Raw genomic sequence first — 21293 nt, forward strand, 5'->3', positions numbered from 1 at the left:
ATTTCCGGGGCTTGGAGGTGGCCGCGATGAAGGCCGTCGTGATGGCTGGCGGGGAGGGCACCCGACTCCGCCCGATGACCGCTAACCAGCCCAAACCACTACTTCCCGTGGTCAACCGGCCGATCATGGAGCACGTGCTCCGGCTGCTGAAGCGACACGGGTTTGAGGACACGGTCGTCACCGTGCAGTTCCTCGCCACCCTGATCCGCAACTACTTCGGCGACGGTGAAGAACTCGGCATGAGCCTGCGCTACGTCGCCGAAGAAGTGCCGCTCGGGACCGCGGGCAGTGTCAAGAACGCCGAAGAGCACCTGCGGGGCGAGCCGTTCATCGTCATCTCCGGTGACGCGCTCACCGACATCGACCTGACCGACATGGTCCGGTTCCACCGGGAGAACGGTGCCCTGGTGACCATCGGTCTCAAACGGGTCGCCAACCCCCTCGAGTTCGGCATTATCATCGTCGACGACAACGGGCGCATCCAGCGGTTCTTGGAGAAACCCACCTGGGGCCAGGTGTTCTCCGACACCGTCAACACCGGCATCTACATCATGGAGCCCGAGGTCCTGGACCATGTCGCACCCGGCGAGAACGTCGACTGGTCCGGCGACGTCTTCCCTAAACTCCTCAAAGCCGGCGCCCCGCTCTACGGCTACATCGCCGACGGCTACTGGGAGGACGTGGGCACCCACGAAAGCTACCTGCGCGCCCAGGCCGACGTGCTCTCCGGCAAAGTCGACGTCGAAATCGACGGCTTTGAAGTGTCCCCCGGCATCTGGGTGGCGGAAGGCGCCGAAGTCGACCCTGAAGCGGTCCTCAAAGGCCCCCTCTACATCGGGGACTACGCCAAAGTCGAGCCGGGTGCGGAGCTGCGCGAGTTCACGGTGCTCGGCAGCAACGTGGTCGTGCGCTCCGAAGCGTTCCTGCACCGGGCCGTGGTGCACGACAACGTGTACGTGGGCACCCGCGCCAACCTGCGCGGCTGTGTCGTCGGGAAGAACACCGACATCATGGCCGGGGTGCGGATCGAGGAAGGCACGGTTGTCGGTGAGGAGTGCGTCCTCGAATCCGAGGCCTACCTCGCCAACAACATCAAGGTCTACCCGTTCAAGACGATCGAAGCCGGCGCGGTCGTCAACACCAACGTCATCTGGGAGTCCAAGGGGCAGCGGTCGCTGTTCGGGCCCCGCGGCGTGTCCGGGCTGATCAATGTGGAGATCACCCCGGAGTTGGCGGTCCGTTTGGCCAGCGCGTACGCCACCACGTTGAAGAAAGGCGCGGTGGTGACCACGGCACGGGACGCTTCCCGGGCCGCGCGCACCCTCAAACGGGCGGTGATCAGCGCGCTCACCGCGGCCGCCATCAACGTCCAGGACTTGGAGGCGACCCCGCTGCCGTTGGCGCGCTTCCACACCTCCCAGCCGGGGTTGAGCGGCGGTATCGCGCTGCGCACAACCCCGGGCGACCCGCAGTCGGTGGACATCGTCTTCCTCGACTCCAGTGGCGCCGACTTGTCCCCGGCCGCCCAGCGCAAACTGGAGCGGGTCTTCTCCCGGCAGGAGTACCGGCGGGCCTTCCCCGGTGAGATCGCGGAACTGTCCTTCCCCTCCCGCAGTGTGGAGGCCTACACCCGGGAGCTGTTGCAGAGCATCGACTTGAGCGGGGTGGCGGAGGCCAACCTCAAAGTCGTGGTGGACTGTGCGGGCGGTACCGGGTCGTTGATCCTGCCGGCCCTGCTCAGCCAGATCGACGCCGATGTTCTCACCGTCAACAACCGGCTCGATGAGGCGTCCCCCACAGACACGCCGGCCAAGCGCACCCGCGACTTGCAGCGTCTCGGGGAGCTGGTGGCGTCGGCGCGCGCCGACTTCGGGGTCCGCTTCGACCCGGTGGGCGAGCGGATCCAGCTCGTGGACGGCAGCGGGACACTGGTGGACGACGAGCGGGCCCTGCTTGTCGTGCTCGACCTGGTAGCCGCGGAACGTCAAGGCGGCCGGGTGGCGCTTCCGGTCACCACGACCCGGGTGGCGGAACAGGTCGCTAACCGTCACGGCGTCGACGTGCAGTGGACCCCCACGTCGCTCGACGCGTTGACCAAGGCTGCGCTCGCTGACGACATCATCTTCGCTGCCGACGGCCGCGGCGGGTTCATCCTGCCCGAGTTCTCGCGGACCTGCGATGGAATCGCCGCATTCGTGCGACTGATCGGACTGGTGGCGCGCACTAAGATGTCGCTCAGCCAGATCGACCAGAGGATTCCGCAGGCGCACCTGCTGCGCCGTTCCGTACCGACTCCCTGGGCGGTCAAGGGCAGCGTCATGCGTGAAGTGGTGGAGGCCGCACAAGGCCGTGAGATCGACACCACTGACGGGGTGCGGGTCATTGAACCCGACGGCTCCTGGGCGCTGGTGCTTCCCGACACTGCCGAGGCGGTCACCCACCTGTGGGCCGAAGGCCCCGATGATGAGACCGCCCAGCGTCTGCTGGAGGAGTGGTCGGCCGTGGTCGAGCGAGCCGAGGGTTGATCCCGTGACCGGGCGCGCGGCCGGGGACACCCTCGACCGCGCGCCCGGCGTATGCGGAGTTTGAAATCGGTCTGGTTTCACGGAAGACTCCATCACTGCACGGTTCCACTGCCGTGCGGCTAAGGTTTAGAGCTGACTGCTCTTGGTGTAAGAGATGGTGAAAAAAGAGGTGATTATGGGGAAGAGATATGGAAAGGACCTGAACTGAAAACCAAGGTCCATGAACCACCATCTCCGTCCTCCGTCACCTGTAAGTCACCCAGCCGATTCAAGGACCGCCCCGTGCGGTAGGAGGCCGAGCCGACCTATGTCGAACTGCACGCAGTGCGGTCACGCCGTTGCGGATGATGCCCGCTTCTGCTCCAACTGCGGTTCCCCCGTCAACCGGTCGCGATGGGATCACTCGCAGTCGCGTGGCCGCGACCGCGTCGGCGAGACGACGTCCACGATTTCTCTCAGCGGCATCCAGGCGCTGGAGGCTGAAGCCGACGGCGTCGACCCCGTCGGCCCTGATGCGGCCGCGGTGGAAGCCCTGCCCCCTGGGACTGCCTTGCTCGTCGTGAAACGCGGTCCGAACGCGGGGAGCCGTTTCCTGTTGGACAAGGACCTCACCACGGCGGGACGGCACCCTAACAGCGATATCTTCTTGGACGACGTGACGGTCTCCCGGCGGCACGTAGAGTTCTACCGGCGAGGCGGCTCTTTCGGTGTCCGCGATGTGGGTAGCCTCAACGGCACCTACGTCAACCGGGAACGCATCGACGAAGCGGAGCTCGGGGGCGGAGACGAGATCCAGATTGGCAAGTTCCGACTGGTGATCCTCACCAGCCCGCGCCGTGGCTGACCGGTAGTCGACGCTGACACGACTGTGCGGCGGGCGGGGTGCCCTACTCAAGAGGTCCCGTCCGCAAAAATAGAGGTTTGTCACGCCTCGGAGCGGAGAGCTTTAGAGGAGGACCCGCTTCGGATACGCCGCCCGCCCCTGACGCGGACATCCCCCGGCGGTGTACCGTGGGGAATGGAGCAGAGCGCACTTCGGCGTGTGCCCCTCCGAACGCGACAAGTCGTGGGACGGAGCCGCAGTGAAGCATATGGAGGTCGTCGGCGTCCGAGTCGAGATGCCGGCAAACCAACCGATTGTCCTGCTCAAGGAGACTGACGGGAAGCGCTACCTTCCCATTTGGATTGGCACGGTCGAGGCTACGGCCATCGCACTGGCCCAACAGGGTGTCAAGCCTGCGCGTCCGCTCACCCATGACCTTCTTCGCGACGTGATCGAGGCGTTGAACACCAGCCTGGCCACGGTGAACATCACCGCGCTGGAAGACGGTGTCTTCTACGCCGAACTGGTCTTCTCGAACGGGGTTCAGGTCAGCGCGCGCCCGTCGGACTCGATCGCGCTGGCGTTGCGCACGGGAGCGCCGATCTACGCGCGCGACGACATCCTGGACGAGGCCGGCGTAGCAATCCCGGACGAGCAGGAAGACGAAGTGGAGCGTTTCCGAGAGTTCCTCGACAACATCACTCCCGAGGACTTCGGACGCATGACCTGAACGAGGGTGAACGGTGGTCGACGGGCGCGTTCACCGGCAGCAAACCAATGTTGTGCACGACGCGCCGACGGCTGTCGTTGACGCTGCCCACGCTCCGGCTTACCGTCGGGGGAGTGAGGCCGCCTGCGGTGTCGAAAACAAGTCGTGTTGTCTCCCCATAGTCCGGTATCGCCGCAGGCCAGGAAGCCGGAGGTTCGGCGTGGCGGGTATCAGCGGCAAGCAGAACGCCTCCGAGTATCGGCGGTCACCCGTGCGATGGACGGGTGAAGAATGCCTGCTGTGTGACGAGGACGTAGTGGGGCTGCCGATGAACGTCGGATACCGTGGTCCCACCGCCTGTATGGCAGCGGGAATCACGTATCGCCAGCTCGACTACTGGGCTCGTACTCAGTTGGTCGAGCCCAGTGTGACCGTGCCCGGCAGCTCGCCGGCGCATCGGCTGTACAGCTTCCGCGACATCCTCATCCTCAAAGTCGTTAAACGGCTGCTCGACACGGGGATCTCTCTGCAGCAGATCCGCACCGCGGTCGAGCACCTCCGACAGCGCGCCACCGCTGATCTCGCCCACATCACGTTGATGAGCGACGGGGTCAGCGTCTACGAATGCACCTCCCCCGACCAGGTCGTGGACCTGCTGCAGGGCGGCCAAGGCATGTTCGGGATCGCGCTGGGACGCGTGTGGCGGGAACTGGAGGGCAAGCTCAGCGAGCTGCAGGGGGAGCCGCTCACCGAGCAGGCCCGCATCGCCATGGAGGCGTATCCGAGGGACGAGCTGGCGCAGCGCCGCCGACAGCGCCGCACCGGCTAGTCGACCCGTGCACCGCGGTGCTCCCGGGGCAGGGGGCCCGGGGCCGGTAGCATGAGAACGACACGGTGGACCGGACACACCCGGCCGCCGACACGCGCCGTTGACACCACACGGGAGAGACTCCGCGCCGCGGAGCGCCGACGGGGCAACCCTCCCCAGCAACCTCTCAGGCACCAAGGACCGTGTGGGATAGGCACTCTGGAGCACGGCGGCACACCAGTCGCAGGCGACAGAGGGGGAGACCTAAAGGAAGCACACCGTTGATCGGCCCAGCGACCAGGAGGTCTCCATGTCGGACCGTTCTGTTTCCCGTCCCCCTGCGCTCACGTTCCCGGACCGGCACATCGGCCCTGACCCGGCGGAACGTGCCGCCATGCTGGAGACGGTGGGATACGCGTCCACCGCAGACCTCATGACCGCGGCCCTGCCCGCCGACATTCTCACCGCCCCTGATGCTCCCGCGCCTTTGCGCCTGCCGGAACCGGTGGGGGAGGCCGAGGTGCTCGCGGAACTGCGGGCTCTTGCCGCCCGCAACCGCCTGCTGGTCTCCATGATCGGCCAGGGCTACTACGGTACGGTCACCCCTCCGGTGATCCGCCGCAACATCCTGGAAAACCCTGCCTGGTACACCGCCTACACCCCCTACCAGCCGGAGATCTCCCAGGGGCGGCTTGAGGCGCTGCTGAACTTCCAGACCATGGTCGCCGACCTGACCGGGCTGCCCATTGCCGGAGCCTCCCTGCTGGACGAGGCCACCGCGGCGGCCGAGGCGATGACGTTGGCTCGCCGGGTGGACAAAGGGAAGCGGTCGGTGTTCGTGGTCGACGCCGACGTGTTCGGCCACACGCTGGCCGTGCTGCGGACCCGGGCCGAACCGTTGGGGATCGACCTGGTCGTCGCTGACCTGAGTGCAGGACTGCCGGATGTGGACGCGTTCGGGGTCCTCGTGCAGTATCCGGCGGCCAGCGGCCAGGTACGGGACCTGCGCCCGGTGGTGGACGCCGCCCACGAACGGGGCGCGCTCGTCGTCGTGGCCGCTGACCTGCTGGCGTTGACCGTGCTCCGCAGCCCTGGAGAGTTCGGTGCGGACGTGGCTGTGGGCTCCACCCAGCGGTTCGGGGTGCCCATGGGGTTCGGCGGCCCGCACGCCGCCTACATGGCAGTCCGGGACGGGCTGCAGCGGCAACTTCCGGGCCGCCTGGTCGGGGTTTCCGTGGACGCGGCAGGGAAACCCGCCTACCGGTTGGCCCTGCAAACCCGGGAACAGCACATCCGCCGCGAGAAAGCCACCAGCAACATTTGCACCGCCCAGGTGCTGCTCGCCGTGATGGCGGGCATGTACGCCGTCTACCACGGCCCGCACGGGCTTCGCGCGATCGCGGAGCGGGTCCACCGCCGCACCGCGGAACTCGCCGCCGGGCTGCGGAAGCTCGGGGTGGAGGTGCTCACCGACGCGTTCTTCGACACGCTGCGGGTGCGGGTGCCGTCCCGGGCCGCGGCCGTGGTGCGCACCGCGCGTGACCTCGGCATCAACCTGTTCTTCGCCGACGAGGACACGGTCGGTGTCTCCTGCGATGAGACCACCACATCCGAGCATGTGGCGGCTGTGCTGCGCGCGTTCGGGGCTACCACCCCGCCGCAGACCGGGGACGTCCCGTCCGCGCTGCCGGAAGGGTTGCGCCGCGACGTCGACTACCTCACCCACCCCGTGTTCCACACCTACCGCAGCGAAACCGCGATGCTGCGCTACCTGCGGCGGCTCGCCGACCGGGACCTGGCGTTGGACCGCACCATGATCCCGTTGGGCTCGTGCACGATGAAGCTCAACGCCACCGCGGAAATGGAGGCGATCACCTGGCCCGAGTTCGCGGAACTGCACCCGTTCGCCCCCCTCGACCAGGCGGAAGGCCTGGTGCAGATCGTGCGGGACTTGGAGACGTGGCTCGCGGAGATCACCGGATACGACGCGGTCTCCCTGCAACCCAACGCGGGCTCCCAAGGCGAGTTCGCGGGCCTGCTCGCTATCCGCGGCTACCACCGCAGCCGCGGTGAAGAGCAGCGCGACATCTGTCTCATCCCGAGTTCCGCGCACGGCACTAACGCGGCCAGCGCCGTCATGGCGGGCATGCGGGTGTCTGTGGTGGCGTGCGACAGTGGCGGCAACATCGACCTGGCGGACCTGCGCGCCAAGATCGACGCTGCCGGGGACCGGCTGGCCGCGCTCATGGTCACCTACCCTTCCACCCACGGGGTGTACGAGGAGACCATTGCCGAAGTGTGCCGGCTCGTGCACGAGGCGGGCGGCCAGGTCTACGTGGACGGCGCCAACCTCAACGCACTCGTCGGCTGGGCCAAGCCCGGGAAGTTCGGGGCAGACGTCAGCCACCTGAACCTGCACAAGACGTTCTGCATCCCGCACGGCGGCGGTGGCCCCGGCGTGGGACCGGTCGCGGTCCGCGCCCACCTCGCCCCGTTCCTGCCGAACCATCCGGCGCACACCGAGGCGGGGCCGCACACGAGCGCGGGCCCGGTGGCTGCGGCCCCGTTCGGTTCCGCGAGTATCCTGCCGATTTCGTGGGCCTACATCCGGCTGATGGGGGAGGAAGGGCTGCGTGCCGCCACCGAACAGGCGGTGCTTGCCGCCAACTATGTGGCCCGGCGGCTGGCCCCCTACTATCCGGTGCTGTACATGGGACGCAACGGACTGGTGGCCCACGAATGCATCATCGACCTGCGCGGCCTGCAGAAACGCACCGGAATCAGCAACGAGGACGTTGCTAAACGGCTCATCGACTACGGCTTCCACGCGCCCACCATGTCCTTCCCGGTGCCGGGCACGCTGATGATCGAACCGACGGAGAGCGAGGACCTCGCCGAACTGGACCGGTTCATCGACGCGATGATCGCGATCCGCGGCGAGATCGACCGGGTGGCGGAAGGCAGCTACGACCGGGCAGACAACCCGTTGAAGAACGCTCCGCACACGGCAGAAGAAGTCACCGCGGACGAGTGGAAGCACGCCTACTCGCGGTCGGAAGCCGCCTACCCGGTGCCGAGCCTGCGCGCCAGCAAATACTGGGCGCCGGTGGGCCGGATCGACCAGGCCTACGGGGACCGCAACCTCGTGTGCGCCTGCCCGCCCCCGGAGGCTTTCGCGCAGTAGCGGCCCGCGACAGAAGGCTCCGGTCGAGGCAGCCCGGCCCGTCCGTGAGGCTGCGCGGCCGCCCGCCGTTCCCGGCGTGGCCGGGAACGGCAAGACCGGTACAGGGGGCGGGGAGGAACCGCTAATCTCCGAAGGGTCCTTCACCCCCGGACGGAAAGCAGTGTGCGACCGTGCAGTCCTCCCGACCAGCCTCCCCGCCCCGGCTCGACGACCCTGCGGCAGCGACCCTGTGCAGCCAGGCCCGCGATTTAGCTGAGGCGGGGCACGCGGACCGGGCCGCTGAACTGTATGAGCGGGTCGTCGCCGACGCCGGGCCCCGCTACCGGGCCCAGGCCGCGCTCGGGCTCGCAGTGGTGCGCGACCACCTCGGGGACACTGCGGGCGCTCGGCAAGCAGACGAGACAGCGATTGCCGCCGCCGACCCGGAGTTCTCCCCACGCGCCGCCTACCACCTGGCGCTGCTGTGCGAAAAAGAAGGGGACGGCGACGCGGCCGCCCGTGCCTGGCAGACCGTGGTGGAATTCGGCAACCAGCGCTACCTGGGGGCGGCCCATCACGGGCTGGCGCGCCTCGCGGAAGCCCGTGGCGACGATGAGACCGCGCGCAGCCACTGGCAGTACGCGTTGAACGCTGCCGACCCGCAGACGGTAGCGGATGCGGCCCGCGAATATGCGCGACGGCTGTTGGAACGCGGCGCTGCCGCCGAGGCAGCGGAAGTCCTCGCCCGCGGGCTCGCCGCCCACGACACGCCGGACCTGCGGCTCCTGCTCGGCGCGGTCCGGGTGGAGCAGGCCATCGCCGAGTTCGACACGGCCCTCGCCCAGCAGCCGGCAGACCCCCACGACACTGCGGTGGCCCGGGAGCTTTTGGCCCGCCTGCTCGCCGTGCGCGGGGATTCCGCCACCGCGGAACGCGTGTGGTACGACGGTCTCACCCACGACGACCCCCAGACCGCCGCCGAGGTGCGCGCCCGCCTGCGGCGCGGCTTCCTCACCCCCGACCCGGACGTCGCCGCAGAAACCGGGGAGGCCACGTTCTGGTGGGACCCCTACCTGGAAGCAGCCGTGGCCTCCGACACCACGCCGATGCTCGCCGGGGAACTGTTCGCCGCCCTCAGCCGAATCTACGCCCTGCTCGCCCAAGCCGACAGCGCTGCCCGGGTGGACGCTGCTCTTGCCGCGGCGCTGCAGGTTGTCGACGACTACGTGTGGGGTGCGGCCCTCCGCGACGATGTGCACGCCCAAACCGGCCGCACCACCACAGGCCTCGACTGAAACCGGGTCGGGGGACTGGCGCGGTCACGCGCGGCCGGATGCGGCCAGTTCCCGGCGCGACAACTGGTCGGCGCGGCGGATCGGCTCACAGATCCGGTAGCGCGGCGACAGCCGTAGCACCAGCTCGCACGCGGAATCCAAGTCCACCCGGTGCCCCACCGACACGTACACCGGTTTGACCCCGTCGTGGACCCGCAGGCAGCGGCCCACCACTTCACCGCGGTCCACCAGGTCGGTGGCTGAGCCCCGCCGCGGGCCGGGTTCGGCGGCGTCACCCACAAACGCGGTCTTCGCCACCCCGAACACCGGCCGGTCCACCAAAACCCCCAGATGGCAGGCCAGCCCGAACCGGCGCGGATGCGCCAGCCCGTAACCGTCGCAGAGGTACACGTCCGGTTCGACAGGCAACTGTTCCAGTGCGGCGAGCAGCGGCGGCAGTTCCCGGAACGCGAACAGGCCCGGCACATACGGGAACGTCGGCGTTGCGCGCACCGTGGCCTGGGCGGTGACCTCCAACGTGGCGGCGTCCACGACGACCGCGGCCGCCACCAGCTCGGTCGGACCGTAGCTCACATCCAGGCCTGCGACCAGGCGCACCGCATCCGGGTCGCAGGGGTGGACACGTACCCGGGACGCCAACCGGCTTTGGAGGGCACGTGCCGCATCAGGGTCGGTAGGCCACAGTTCCATGGCCGCCAACTCCGGGGTGATGTGGGGCATGGCACCTTCCCGTCGGGTGAGGCGAGGGCAGACCTGACTACCGTGCCACGCTTTCAGTGTCGGCGGTACCTCGGGAAGGCAGCACCGCTTCCACACACCCCCACACGAACACCACCGTGTTGATCACCGTGAACCCGGCAAGCGGCGGGAAGAACCCCTGCAGCTCCGCGGTGCGCGCCGGGTCCCCGACATACCAGATCAGTCCGGCGAGCACGGCCGCGCCCACGCCCGCGGCCACCAGGCCCCGCACCCATCCCACCGTCTCGTAGCGGAGTGCGGCCCAGCCGCGGCGGGGCCGCTGCGGCGGTGGCGGGCCGCCCATGAAGCGGTGCGCGAACCGCGCGTCCGCCCACGCGATCATGCTGTGCCCGTACGCCACGGTGAAGCCGAGGTAGAGGGCACCGAACCCGTGGCTGGCGTCAGCGTGGCCGCCCGACCGCAGATGCCAGGCGATGATCAGCAGCAGCGCCACGTCCAACACGGGGACGAGCAGGAGCAGCACCGTGCTCAACCAGCGCAGCCGCAGCAGGTAGCGGGCGCTCAACCCGCCGAGCAGCAGCACCCAGAACAGCACTTCGCAGGCGACGATTGCGGCCACCACCATGACGGTTTTCCCTTCCCGGCCCTTGTGTGACAGCTCCTGTCCCCACTGTGTCGCGCAGGCCCGCGGTGGCGCGTCCGCGGAAGGAACGAATCGATGTACTGCTTTCGGACGACGCTCTAGGCCCGGCATGCGTGCTGAGATGGGAATGTGCGACAGAAGTGGATGGAGTTCCTGGACCGCGACATCCTCGGCGGTTTCTCCCGCATGGGCAGCCTGCTGTGGGCGGCTGCGAACACCGCGGTGGGACTGCTGCTGTGGGCTTTGGGCGCGTCCGTGGACCGTCCCGGAGTCCACCGGTTGTGGCTGCTCGTTCCGCTGCTTTTCGTCTGCGCGGCACTGCTGCTGCGCCGCACCCGCCCCGGGGTGGGGCTGACGATCGGCACGATCGGTCTAGCTCTCGACCTTGTCGTGGTCGGCCCCTCGGTTTGGCCAGTAGCGGTCTACGGGGACCTGCTGTACGCGGTGACCGTGTGGGGCGGCAGCCGTCTCGCCTACGGGGTGGTCGCCGCGGTAGGTGCGCTCGGTGTCCTCGGCGTGGGCGGGGCCGTGCTGGTGTGGCCGGAGGAGCTCCTCGCTGAAGGGCTGCTGGGAGTGCTTTCGCTGGTCGGCCTCTACGTTCTGGTGTTCGTCACCCCGATGACCAGCGGGTTGAGTGTGCGCGCCCACCGGGCACGGGCCGAATTGGAACGCCAGCGGGCCGTGCAGGTCACGCGGATGGCGGAACTGGACCGGGCCAACGCGATCGCGGCCGAACGGGCTCGTATGGCCCGGGAACTGCACGATGTGGTCGCCAACCATTTGAGCGCGGTGGCGCTCCAGTCCACGGCGGCTCTCGCGCTCCGCGAGTTCGACCCGGAGCGGGTCCGCGGGGTGCTGCGCACTGTGCGGGACAACAGTGTGCGCGGGCTGGCGGAGATGCGCCGGATGATCGAAGTGCTGCGGGCCGGGGAGCAGTATGAGGCCGAACGGGTCGCTCTCTGCTTGAGAGATGTGGGCCAGTTGGCCGCCACCGCGCGGGACGCGGGCCTTGACGTGGTGCTCTCCGGGGTCGAGGAGGCCGGGGAACTGCCGGCGCGGGTGGACGCGGCAGCGTACCGGACCGTGCAGGAGTGCATGACGAACGCGTTGCGCTACGCTTCGCCGCCGCGGCTGCGGGTCACGGTGCGCCGCACAGCCGACGCCGAGGACGCAGGGGAGTGGCTGGTGATCGAGGCGGAGAACCCGGTCGCAGAGCCGGCGGAGCCGTCCCGGACCGGAGCTTGGGGGTCGGGGACTGGGCTGGCGGGGATGCGGGAGCGGACCGTGCTGCTCGGCGGTCGATTCCGCGCCGGACTCAACGGGGACGGGCAGTGGCGAGTACGGGTCGAGCTTCCCATCGAGTCGTAGCAGGACAGGGTGGAGGACACGTGGTCAGGGTCGTGGTGGCTGAAGACCAGGCGGCAGTGCGCGCCGGGCTGGTGATGATCTTGGAGACCGATCCCGGCATCACGGTGGTGGCCGAGGCAGCCGACGGGCAGGAAGCGGTGGACACGTGTCTGCGGCTGCGGCCTGACGTGGCGCTCATGGATGTGCGCATGCCGCGGCGGGACGGGATTTCCGCCACCCAGGAGCTTGCCGCGGCCGGGATCGATGTGCTGGTGTTGACCACTTTCGACTTGGACGAGTACGTGTTCGGGGCGCTGCGGGCGGGGGCCGCGGGTTTTCTGCTGAAAGACGTGGAGGCTGCGGACCTGCTGAAAGCGGTGCACACGGTGGCGCGGGGAGAGGGCATGATCGCGCCCGCGGTGACTCGACGGCTCATCAACGAGTTCGCCGCCACCCGGCCGCGGGAGCAGGAGAAAGCAGACCCCGCCATCCTGGAGCGGCTCACCCCCCGGGAGCGCGAAGTGCTGGCCTGTATCGGGGAAGGGCTGTCGAACCAGCAGATCGCGCGGCGCCTCTACATTACCGAGACCACGGCGAAAACCCACGTCAGCCGGATTCTGACCAAGCTGGACCTGCGTAGCCGGGTCCAGGCGGCCATTGTCGCCCGGGAGGTCGGCTTGGGCTGACCAGGGGTGGCCGACGGGGCCGGCCTCACCGCTCGCCGTGCTGGACCCGGGGGGCGGTGAGACCGGCCAGGAGCGCGTCCAAGCCGGTGCGGAAAACCCGGTCGTGGTCGACGTCGATCGAGCTCAACGCCATAACAGTGGGGAACCGCCCGTCGAGGACGGCAGGGTCGCTGCTGGGCAGTCCTTCGGAACGCACCTGGTGGATCACCGCGCCCAAGACATAGGAGGTCAACGCGGCTGCCGCCCCGGGAACCTCCTCCGGGGGCAGGCCTGCTTCGGTGAACGCCGCATAGTGCAGTTCCGTGGCGCGCAGGGCCGCCACCGTGTCGGGACGGCGGTGGATCATGAGAGGCAGCGCCCCCGAGTGGCGGAGCAGGGCGGCACGGTAGTCGCACGCCCAGTCGCGCAGCCGCTGGTCCCACGGCCGCGGCTCGGGTTCAGGATCGGTTTCGGGGGTAGCCTCATCCTCCGGGGCGGTTTCGGCTGCAGGGGAGGCGAGAGCCCGGGCAGGGTCGCTGATGTACTCCACGATCGCGCTGTAGAGCTGTTCCTTGCCCAGCGGGAAGTGGTGGTAGATGGCCATCGCTTCGACGTTGAGGGCGTCGCCGAGCCGGCGCATGGTGAGGCTGCGCAGGCCCATGCCGTCGATGATGCGGAGAGCCTCGGCGACGATCCGTTCCCGGCTGAGACCAGCGTTGTTGCGACTCACACCGCCATCCTAGACTTACTACGTAAAGTCAGGTGCGGATGGCGGTCGGGTGTCGGAAACCGGACCACTGCAGCCCTCTAAAGTGGGTGCTAACCATCCAAGACAAGGGAGCGAGCATGGTGCTGGGAGCCCGCAAAGTCGGAGCAGAGGCGCGTGCGCGATACGCAGAGGACACCGAGAAGGCGCAGCAGCTTCCCGAGCTGCTCGAAGCAGCCCGGAAAGCGGAGGAGGAGCTGCTGCGGGCCCGCCGGGAGGGCGCCGACGTGGTGGAGCTCAACCGGTTGGGGGTCGCCTACGATGCGGCTCTCACCGAGGCGATGCGCGCCGCCTACGCCCACCAGCGGGTACTGGTGGGCCTCCGCGGCTACGAGGACCGCATCTACCGGCGGCGTCGTCTGGCCCGCCCAGAGGTGAAGAAGGCCACGGAAGTCGCAGAACGGCTGTTGAGCCTGCGGGAGCAGCACCGCCTGCACGGTATTGAGCGGGTCCCGCGCAGCCCAGTGACAGCCTGAGGGGCGTGACACCATGGCGACGGACTTTGTGCGTATCGACCCGAATTCCAAAGTTCCGCCGTACGAGCAGATCCGCGCGGCCGTCGCCAACGCCGCTGCGAGCGGACGGCTGCCGGTCGGCTACAAACTGCCTACGGTGCGTGCCCTAGCCAGCGAACTGTCGGTGGCAGTGAACACGGCGGCGCGCGCCTACCGGGAGCTGGAACAGGCAGGCGTCGTGGAAACCCGGGGCAGGTCGGGCACGTTCATTGCGGCCGGCGGCGACCGGCAGCGCGCCGAAGCGCTGGCGGCGGCACGCCGCTACGCCGAAACAGTGTCCCGGTTGGGGATCTCCCAGCAGGAGGCTGTGGACATCGTGCGGGCGGCAGTAGAGAACCTCACCCGCTGACGGGGCACGAACCAGCAAGGCAGCCGTCCTCGCAACAGGCACAGAACGACCGTCAGCGCCCCGCCGGGTGCTGCCCCGCGTTCGCCGGGCAGGACGAGTCCCGTTCCCCAGACTGGGGGCGTGGCGGGCTCACAGCTCAGCGGCCACGCCGTGACAGGGCACGTGTCGACGCTGCCGGGGATGCCTGGACGAGCAGCGGCTTCTCCCGCGCGTCGCGGCGCCGCGTACCACCCGTCTGGTGCGGGAGCCGCGACGCGCGGCCCATACCGGATCAGCTAGCGAAGTCCAGCAGTTGCCGGGCGCGGCTGGGATGCCGCAGCTTGGACAGGGACTGCTTCTCCAACTGTCGGATCCGCTCCCGGGTCAGGCCCAGGTGCTTGCCGATCTCGTCCAGGGTGCGCGGACGCCCGTCAAATAGGCCGAACCGCAGCGACATGATGGTCGCTTCACGGGGCTCCAGGTCGTCGAGCGCGCGACGCAGTTGGTCGGCCATCAACTGGCGGTCCACCACCTCGGACGCCTCGGACGCGTCCACGTCCTCGATGAGGTCGCCGATCCGGGTCTCCCCGTCTTCGCCGATCGTCGAGTCGAGACTGATCGGCTGGCGGGTGATCCGCAGCAGCTCTTCGATCTGCGCCGGGGTCTTCCCGAGCTCCTGGGCCAGCTCGTCGGGGGTGGGTTCGCGGCCCAGCGTCTGGTGCATATCGCGCTCCAGACGGCTGAGCTTGCTCAGCAGCTCCAGCACGTGGACCGGCAGCCGGATCGTCCGCGCCGAGTCCGCGAAACCGCGCTGAATCGCCTGGCGGATCCACCACATGGCGTAGGTGGAGAACTTGTAGCCCTTGGCGTAGTCGAACTTCTCCACGGCGCGGATCAGCCCGAGGTTGCCTTCCTGCACCACGTCAAGCAGGGGCATGCCGCGGTCGCTGTACTTTTTCGCCACCGACACCACCAGGCGCAGGTTCGCTTCCAGCATGTGCGCCTTGGCGCGGCGGCCGTCCTCAGCGATCCACTCCAGCTCTTCGCGTTCGGTCTCGCTCATCTCCTGGGGGCCGGGAGACTCCTCCAGCCACCCCAGCTTGTATTCGGCGTACAGGCCAGCCTCGATTCGCTTGGCGAGCTCGACCTCCTGCTCCGCGGTGAGCAGTTCCCGGCGTCCGATAGCCTTGAGGTAGGTATGGACAGAGTCGCCCAGAGCCGGTGAATGGTCGTCAAGATCGGCCTCGGGGGCGTCAGTAGTCTCCGCCCCGGCCTGGGCTGGCTGCTTCTTCCGGCTTCTTTTCTTGGCAGAACGGCGTCGACCGCTCCCCTTCGAAGTCGTCTCCAGAACAGCTTCCAGCGTGTCGTCGTCACCGGGGTCCACCGGAGTATCCTCGTTGTTGGCGATCCGGACTCCGGTGTCGGACAGCTCCCGGAGAAGAGAACGGCCTTCGGCAGGGGTGATCCCGGCCTCGGAGAACGCAGTACGCAGCTCGGAGAGAGACACGTGTCCCCGGGCGCGTCCCCGTGCGATCAGCTCATCAAGCGTCGCCGAGGCGGCCTCGATCTCCGCCGTTACGGGAGAGGCGGCTTGGGCAGTGCGCGACATGAGAGCACCTCCCTCCCTTCAAGACAGTCGGGCACGCGGCGGAAGAGGAAAACCGCCGTCTTGGGCGCGCCACTATGTCCAACGTGTGAAAGAGTCAAATGTTCCCGAATCTCGATTGGATATCGACCTAAGTGACCGCGGTCACCAGCGTGGTAGGGGATGGCGAGGTTCCGGGCGGGGAAGAGAAAAAGACTTGGACGGCAAGGAGGGAGGGGGTTAACGGCCCTCCCTGGCAACAGATATGACGCTGGGTGACGCCGGGAAGTTCCCGGTCATCCCTGGCTCAACTGGCGCACGTCCGGTTTTCCGGAGGGAAGCAGCGGCAGCTCCGCGCGAAGGTCCAGTTCCCGGGGCGCGGCATAGCGGGGCAAGTGGGCGCTCACCCACTCCCGGATCTCCGCCAGAGTCGGGGGATGCGTCGGATCGGCGGGAACCACGACCGCGGTGACCCGCTGCCCCCACTCCGGGTCGGGACGGCCCACCACGACAGCGTCCGCCACCGTGTCCAACCGGGTAAGGAGCGCCGCCACCTCCCCGGCTACCACCTTGTGGCCCCCCGTGTTGATGACATCGTCGGCACGCCCGCGGACCCGCAGCCGCCCGTCGTCCACCACGCCGAGGTCCGAGGTGCGGAACCAGTGGCGGCCCGCACGCTCCGCCCGATGGGCAGCGGTCAAGTCCGGGCGGAGCCGATAGCCGCGGTACAGCACAGGTCCCGCCAGCAGGATGCGGCCTTCCGCGTCAACGTCGACGGCGACCCCGTCCAACGGCAGGCCGTCGTACACACAGCCGCCGCAGGTTTCACTCATCCCATAGGTGGTGACGATGCGCCCGCCCGCGCGGCGGGCCTCCGCGAGCAGGCCGGGATCGGCGGCAGCACCCCCCAGCAGAATGGTGCGGAATTGCGACAAGTCCACGCCTGCGGCAAGCAGGCGGCGCAACTGAGTGGGCACGAGGGACACGTGCGGGCGCTGCCTGGCCGCGGCCTGCACCGCTTCAACCGTGAACGGGCGGAAGAGCACCGGCGCGTCCAGCAGGCGGGCCCGCAGCAGCACTTGCAGCCCGGCGATGTGCGCGGTGGGCAGCACGCACAGCCACGGCTCGCCCTGCTGCGCACCGATCCGCGCGGTCGAGGCCCGGGCGGACGCGAGGAGCGCGTCCGCGCTCAACTCCACTCCTTTAGGCTGGCCGGTCGACCCCGACGTGCTGACGACCACTGCCACGTCGTCGGCCACCGGGACCCCGTCGGCAAGCGCGACCACCCCCTGCGGGGTGCGCATACTGGTGGGGCGCAGCGTCTCAACCAGGCGCCGGAGGTGGGAATCGGGAACGTCCCCGGGGATCGGCAGGAGGGCGGGCCCGTGCCCGGCCACGGCGGCGTCGACAAGCTCGGCGAGACGCTCAGCGGCAAGGCCTACCACGGCCTGCAGGGGACGTCGGTTCCGCATGGTTGTCCAGGGTAGTGCGCAGCCGGTTCCACGGGGGGATTAGGGTTGACCCCCGAAAGTACAAGGTTGGACAGACCAGGAGAGGCAAGAACGTGGGCAGCGTGGTGGACTGGAAGCGGTCCGGGGACTACACCGACATCATCTACGAGACCGCGGAGGGCATCGCCAAGATCACCATCAACCGCCCGGAGGTACACAACGCTTTCCGCCCACAGACCCTGTTCGAGCTGCAACACGCCTTCAACGTGGCCCGAGACGACTCCTCCATCGGTGTGATCATCCTCACCGGGGCCGGGGACAAGGCGTTCTGCTCCGGCGGGGACCAGAAGATCCGCGGCGACGACGGCTACCTGGGCGACGACGAAGTGGCCCGTCAGGGGATCGGCCGGCTCAACGTGCTTGACCTGCAAGTGCAGATCCGGCGGCTGCCGAAACCGGTGATCGCTATGGTCGCGGGCTACTCCATTGGCGGCGGCAACGTGCTGCAGATCTGCTGCGACCTGACGATTGCCGCCGACAACGCCCGTTTCGGACAGACCGGCCCCAAGGTCGGCTCGTTCGACGGCGGCTACGGCTCCTGGCTGCTGGCGCAGACCGTGGGCCTGAAGAAAGCCCGGGAGATCTGGTACCTGTGCCGCCAGTACACCGCGCAGGAAGCCCTGGAAATGGGCATGGTTAACGCGGTGGTGCCGTTGGAGCGGCTCGAAGAGGAGACCGTCGCCTGGGCGCGGGAGCTGCTGGAGAAGTCGCCGCTGGCGATCCGCATGCTCAAGGGCGCGCTGAACGCGGTCACGGACGGGGCCGCGGGCATGCAGCAGTTCGCCGGGGACGCCACCATGCTCTACTACATGAGCGAAGAAGCGCAGGAAGGACGCGACGCGTTCAAGGAGAAGCGCCGTCCCCGGTTCGACAAGTTCCCGCGCCGCCCGTGACCGGCCGGGCATTCGCCATCCCGCTGCGCACCCGCTTCCGGGGGATCACCGTCCGCGAAGGAATGCTGGTGCGCGGCGCCGCAGGATGGGGAGAGTTTTCACCGTTCGCGGAGTACGGTCCCCGCGAATGCGCCCGCTGGTGGGCGGCCTGCTACGAGGCGGCGGAACTCGGCTGGCCAGCACCGGTGCGCGACACGGTTCCGGTCAACGCCACCGTCCCCGCAGTGGGCCCGGAGGAGGCCGCGCGTATCGTGGCCTCCTCCGGATGCACCACAGCCAAAGTGAAGGTGGCGGAACGCGGGCAGAGCGAAGCCAACGACGTGGCCCGGGTAGAGGCGGTGCGGGACGCGCTCGGCCCGCGCGGGCGGGTCCGTATCGACGTCAACGGTGCGTGGGACGTCGACACCGCGGTCCGCATGATCCGGCTGCTCGACCGCTTCGAGTTGGAGTACGTGGAGCAGCCGTGCGCCACGGTCGACGAGCTCGCCGAGGTACGGCGGCGCGTGTCGGTGCCGATCGCAGCAGACGAGTCGATCCGGCGTGCCGAAGACCCGCTGCGGGTGCGGGACGCGGAAGCTGCCGATGTGGTGGTGCTCAAAGTCCAACCCCTCGGCGGGGTGCGGGCCGCGCTGCGGCTCGCTGAAGAGTGCGGGCTGCCCGTCGTGGTCTCAAGCGCCGTGGAAACTTCGGTAGGGTTGGCCGCCGGAGTAGCGCTGGCCGCGGCACTCCCCGAACTACCGTACGCGTGCGGGCTGGCCACGCTGCGGCTGCTGCACGCCGACGTGTGCGACGACCCGCTCCTGCCCGTCCACGGGGTGTTGCCCGTGCGCCGGGTGGACGTGTCCGAGCAGCGGCTAGCGGAGGTGGAGATCGACCCTGCGGCGTGGCAGGCGCGGCTGGCAGCGGCACGCGCCGCCTGGGAGCAGGTCGAGCGAGAGCCGGGGCCGTGAACTACGGTGGGGCGCGCCTGTGACACGCGGCAGCAGCGGACATGAGAGCGGGTGACGGACCGGTACCGGTGACGAACCGGTCGACACGGGGGCATATTCTCGGGTTCGTCACGGTCGGCTCGTGGTGGCGTTCCGGGGAAAGCCGACCAGAACACCTAGGCGCGGTGTCAAGGTGTTCGCGGATACGACTGGCAAGTAGGTCTTGCGGTGAGAGAGTACGCATGAATCCGTCTACCGCACTGGCGCGTGTCCTTGTCGACGAGCTGGCTCGGCTGGGGCTGACCGAGGCAGTGATCGCGCCGGGCTCCCGTTCCACGCCGCTGGCCTTGGCCCTGGTGGCCGACACCCGGATCCGCACCCACGTCCGCATCGACGAACGTTCCGCGTCCTTCCTGGCTGTCGGTCTGGCCCGCGCCTCGCGCCGCCCGGTTGCGCTCGTGTGCACCTCCGGTACGGCCGCAGCGAACTTCCACCCCGCCGTGCTGGAAGCTGACCAGAGCGGGGTCAGTCTCATCGTGCTCACCGCGGACCGGCCTCCCGAACTGCGGGGGACCGGCGCCAACCAGACAGTGAACCAGATCGGCCTGTACGGTTCCGCGGTCCGGTTCTTCGCGGAAGTGGGCGTGCCGGAACGCGAAGCAGGCATGGTCGCCTACTGGCGGTCCCTGGTCTGCCGGGCCTGGGCTGCCGCCCAGGCGAACAAGCCGGGTCCCGTCCACCTCAACCTGGCGTTCCGGGAGCCGCTGGTTCCGGAACCGGGAGGGCAGCCCTGGCCGGAACCGGTGACGGGGCGGCCCGACGGGAAACCGTGGATCACCGTCGACCTCCAGCGGAACGAACCCGAACCGGTGGAACTGCCGTGGGTGGAGCGGGGCGTCATCGTCTGCGGTGACGGTGACTACGACCCGATCCCCCTGCTCGCCCTGTCCGCCCAGACCGGCTGGCCGCTGCTGGCCGAACCCACCTCGAACGCCCGCAGGGCGGAAGCCCTCTCCAGCTACCGGCAACTGCTCGCTGTCCCCGAGTTCGTCGCCGCCCACGAACCGGAACTGGTGGTGAGCGTGGGACGGCCGGGCCTGTCCCGGCAACTGCTCGCCTACCTGCGCCGCGCCCCGCGGCACGTAGTCGTGGGGGACCCGGTGGCATTCGCCGACCCGGTGCGGACCGCCACCGACGTGGTCGGCGCGGTCACCGCCCCGCCGTCCGCCACCCCCGACACGGCGTGGGCCGCATCCTGGGCCGCAGCGGAAGCAGCCGCCCGGGCCGCCGCCGACCGGCTGCTCGACAGCGACGAGACGCTCTCCGAGCTGCGGCTGGCCCGCGACCTGGCCGCCCACCTGCCCGCAGGGTCTCTCCTGTTCGCTGGGGCCAGCATGCCGATCCGGGACTTGGACGCGGTGATGCGGCCGCGGTGCGGGCTGCGGCTGATCGGCAATCGAGGCGTCAGCGGGATCGACGGCACCGTCTCCACCGCGGTGGGTGCAGCCCTCGCCCACCAGGCCGACGGCGGAGGGGAAGCGTTTGCCCTGCTCGGCGACCTGGCGCTGCTCCACGACCAGAACGGGCTCCTGCTGGGCCCGGACGAGCCCCGCCCCAACCTGACGATCGTGGTGGTCAACAACGACGGAGGCGGGATCTTCTCCGAACTGGAGCAGGCCGGGCACCCCGACTTCGAACGGGTTTTCGGCACCCCCCACGGCGTGGCCGTGGAACAGGTCGCCGCCACCGCGGGACTGCCCTACACGCGCGTGGAGTGGGCCACCGACCTGCCCAAAGCCCTCATCGGGGACGGGCTGCGCCTCGTGGAGGTTCGCACAGACCGCGCTGCTTCAGCCCGCCTGCGCCGCGCTCTGCAGGAAGCAGTCGCCGCCGCGGTGCGGTAACCCCGCGGACCGGACAGGACCCGGAGAGCTTTCGCGGGAACCACGCCGTCCCGGCCGCACAGGTCCGGCTCCTGGGGTGACGCACAGTAGTGTGCTGCTGGCCCGGCCACCATTGTCGCGGCGGGACACGCGCGGCCTGCCGGGCCCGGAGCCGCCACGGAGCAGCCGGGTAGAAAAGGCGAGAC

General features: G+C 69.0%; 18 protein-coding genes and 1 riboswitch. Of the genes, 13 read left to right on the forward strand and 5 right to left on the reverse strand.

Annotated elements, in window-relative coordinates:
- Positions 1-26: 26 nt before the first annotated feature.
- The 6 genes from TFU_RS06915 (at position 27) to TFU_RS06940 (ending at position 9323) form a co-directional block, all read left to right on the forward strand.
- A complete protein-coding gene (locus TFU_RS06915; protein ID WP_011291828.1) occupies positions 27-2525 on the forward strand; it encodes a mannose-1-phosphate guanyltransferase in 2499 nt (832 codons plus the stop codon).
- 307 nt (positions 2526-2832) lie between these two features.
- Complete coding sequence (locus TFU_RS06920; RefSeq protein WP_011291829.1) at positions 2833-3369, forward strand: FHA domain-containing protein; 537 nt, start codon at positions 2833-2835, stop codon at positions 3367-3369.
- A 238-nt stretch (positions 3370-3607) separates the two neighbouring features.
- Positions 3608-4078, forward strand: coding sequence for a bifunctional nuclease family protein (locus TFU_RS06925; protein ID WP_011291830.1), 471 nt, complete (start codon positions 3608-3610; stop codon positions 4076-4078).
- Between the two features lie 199 nt (positions 4079-4277).
- Positions 4278-4886, forward strand: a complete 609-nt coding sequence (locus TFU_RS16055; protein WP_016188631.1) for a MerR family transcriptional regulator — start codon at positions 4278-4280, stop codon at positions 4884-4886.
- Positions 4887-4987: 101 nt separating this feature from the next.
- Positions 4988-5079: riboswitch (glycine riboswitch) on the forward strand.
- A 96-nt stretch (positions 5080-5175) separates the two neighbouring features.
- A complete protein-coding gene (gene gcvP, locus TFU_RS06935) occupies positions 5176-8049 on the forward strand; it encodes an aminomethyl-transferring glycine dehydrogenase (RefSeq protein ID WP_011291832.1) in 2874 nt (957 codons plus the stop codon).
- A gap of 170 nt (positions 8050-8219) precedes the next feature.
- Positions 8220-9323 (forward strand): tetratricopeptide repeat protein, encoded by a 1104-nt coding sequence (locus TFU_RS06940; RefSeq protein WP_011291833.1) that lies wholly within the window; start codon positions 8220-8222, stop codon positions 9321-9323.
- 24 nt (positions 9324-9347) lie between these two features.
- Here the strand turns inward: TFU_RS06940 and TFU_RS06945 are convergent, their stop codons facing one another.
- Positions 9348-10043 (reverse strand): endonuclease V, encoded by a 696-nt coding sequence (locus TFU_RS06945; protein WP_011291834.1) that lies wholly within the window; start codon positions 10041-10043, stop codon positions 9348-9350.
- A gap of 37 nt (positions 10044-10080) precedes the next feature.
- Complete coding sequence (locus TFU_RS06950; RefSeq protein WP_011291835.1) at positions 10081-10647, reverse strand: hypothetical protein; 567 nt, start codon at positions 10645-10647, stop codon at positions 10081-10083.
- Positions 10648-10794: 147 nt separating this feature from the next.
- On the opposite strand from TFU_RS06950, the gene TFU_RS06955 reads away from it, so the two are divergent.
- Positions 10795-12033 (forward strand): sensor histidine kinase, encoded by a 1239-nt coding sequence (locus TFU_RS06955; protein ID WP_227480862.1) that lies wholly within the window; start codon positions 10795-10797, stop codon positions 12031-12033.
- Positions 12034-12053: 20 nt separating this feature from the next.
- A complete protein-coding gene (locus TFU_RS06960) occupies positions 12054-12698 on the forward strand; it encodes a response regulator (RefSeq protein WP_011291837.1) in 645 nt (214 codons plus the stop codon).
- Between the two features lie 25 nt (positions 12699-12723).
- Here TFU_RS06960 and TFU_RS06965 read toward each other — a convergent pair whose 3' ends face one another.
- Positions 12724-13407 (reverse strand): TetR/AcrR family transcriptional regulator C-terminal domain-containing protein, encoded by a 684-nt coding sequence (locus TFU_RS06965; RefSeq protein ID WP_011291838.1) that lies wholly within the window; start codon positions 13405-13407, stop codon positions 12724-12726.
- A 116-nt stretch (positions 13408-13523) separates the two neighbouring features.
- Between TFU_RS06965 and TFU_RS06970 the strand changes: the two genes are divergently transcribed.
- Together TFU_RS06970 and TFU_RS06975 are read left to right on the forward strand one after the other, a co-directional pair.
- Positions 13524-13919 carry a hypothetical protein gene (locus TFU_RS06970; RefSeq protein WP_011291839.1) on the forward strand — a complete coding sequence of 132 codons (396 nt, stop codon included), beginning with the start codon at positions 13524-13526 and terminating at the stop codon, positions 13917-13919.
- 13 nt (positions 13920-13932) lie between these two features.
- The gene (locus TFU_RS06975; RefSeq protein ID WP_011291840.1) at positions 13933-14307 is read left to right on the forward strand and encodes a GntR family transcriptional regulator; all 375 of its coding nucleotides are present in this window, start codon (positions 13933-13935) and stop codon (positions 14305-14307) included.
- A gap of 271 nt (positions 14308-14578) precedes the next feature.
- Here the strand turns inward: TFU_RS06975 and TFU_RS06980 are convergent, their stop codons facing one another.
- Complete coding sequence (locus TFU_RS06980) at positions 14579-15895, reverse strand: RNA polymerase sigma factor (protein ID WP_011291841.1); 1317 nt, start codon at positions 15893-15895, stop codon at positions 14579-14581.
- Between the two features lie 272 nt (positions 15896-16167).
- A complete protein-coding gene (locus TFU_RS06985) occupies positions 16168-17343 on the reverse strand; it encodes an AMP-binding protein (protein WP_011291842.1) in 1176 nt (391 codons plus the stop codon).
- 92 nt (positions 17344-17435) lie between these two features.
- Here TFU_RS06985 and menB point away from each other — a divergent pair, with 92 nt between their 5' ends.
- From menB to menD, 3 genes are all read left to right on the forward strand, one after another.
- Entirely contained in the window at positions 17436-18275 is an 840-nt protein-coding gene (menB, locus tag TFU_RS06990) for a 1,4-dihydroxy-2-naphthoyl-CoA synthase (RefSeq protein ID WP_011291843.1), read from the forward strand.
- A complete protein-coding gene (locus TFU_RS06995; protein ID WP_011291844.1) occupies positions 18272-19225 on the forward strand; it encodes an o-succinylbenzoate synthase in 954 nt (317 codons plus the stop codon). The genes menB and TFU_RS06995 overlap by 4 nt, the downstream gene beginning before the upstream one ends.
- Positions 19226-19446: 221 nt before the next feature.
- A complete protein-coding gene (gene menD / locus TFU_RS07000; protein WP_011291845.1) occupies positions 19447-21108 on the forward strand; it encodes a 2-succinyl-5-enolpyruvyl-6-hydroxy-3-cyclohexene-1-carboxylic-acid synthase in 1662 nt (553 codons plus the stop codon).
- The last annotated feature ends 185 nt before the right edge of the window (positions 21109-21293 follow it).

This window comes from Thermobifida fusca YX (assembly GCF_000012405.1).
Classification (GTDB): domain Bacteria; phylum Actinomycetota; class Actinomycetes; order Streptosporangiales; family Streptosporangiaceae; genus Thermobifida; species Thermobifida fusca.

Excerpts from the sequence above, each read along its gene's own strand:
- TFU_RS06915 (WP_011291828.1), top strand. The coding sequence starts at position 27 with ATGAAGGCCGTCGTGATGGCTGGCGGGGAGGGCACCCGACTCCGCCCG.
- TFU_RS06985 (WP_011291842.1), bottom strand. The coding sequence starts at position 17,343 with ATGCGGAACCGACGTCCCCTGCAGGCCGTGGTAGGCCTTGCCGCTGAG.
- TFU_RS06920 (WP_011291829.1), top strand. The coding sequence starts at position 2,833 with ATGTCGAACTGCACGCAGTGCGGTCACGCCGTTGCGGATGATGCCCGC.
- menD (WP_011291845.1), top strand. The coding sequence starts at position 19,447 with ATGAATCCGTCTACCGCACTGGCGCGTGTCCTTGTCGACGAGCTGGCT.
- TFU_RS06950 (WP_011291835.1), bottom strand. The coding sequence starts at position 10,647 with ATGGTGGTGGCCGCAATCGTCGCCTGCGAAGTGCTGTTCTGGGTGCTG.
- TFU_RS06970 (WP_011291839.1), top strand. The coding sequence starts at position 13,524 with ATGGTGCTGGGAGCCCGCAAAGTCGGAGCAGAGGCGCGTGCGCGATAC.
- gcvP (WP_011291832.1), top strand. The coding sequence starts at position 5,176 with ATGTCGGACCGTTCTGTTTCCCGTCCCCCTGCGCTCACGTTCCCGGAC.
- TFU_RS06975 (WP_011291840.1), top strand. The coding sequence starts at position 13,933 with ATGGCGACGGACTTTGTGCGTATCGACCCGAATTCCAAAGTTCCGCCG.
- TFU_RS06980 (WP_011291841.1), bottom strand. The coding sequence starts at position 15,895 with ATGTCGCGCACTGCCCAAGCCGCCTCTCCCGTAACGGCGGAGATCGAG.
- TFU_RS06945 (WP_011291834.1), bottom strand. The coding sequence starts at position 10,043 with ATGCCCCACATCACCCCGGAGTTGGCGGCCATGGAACTGTGGCCTACC.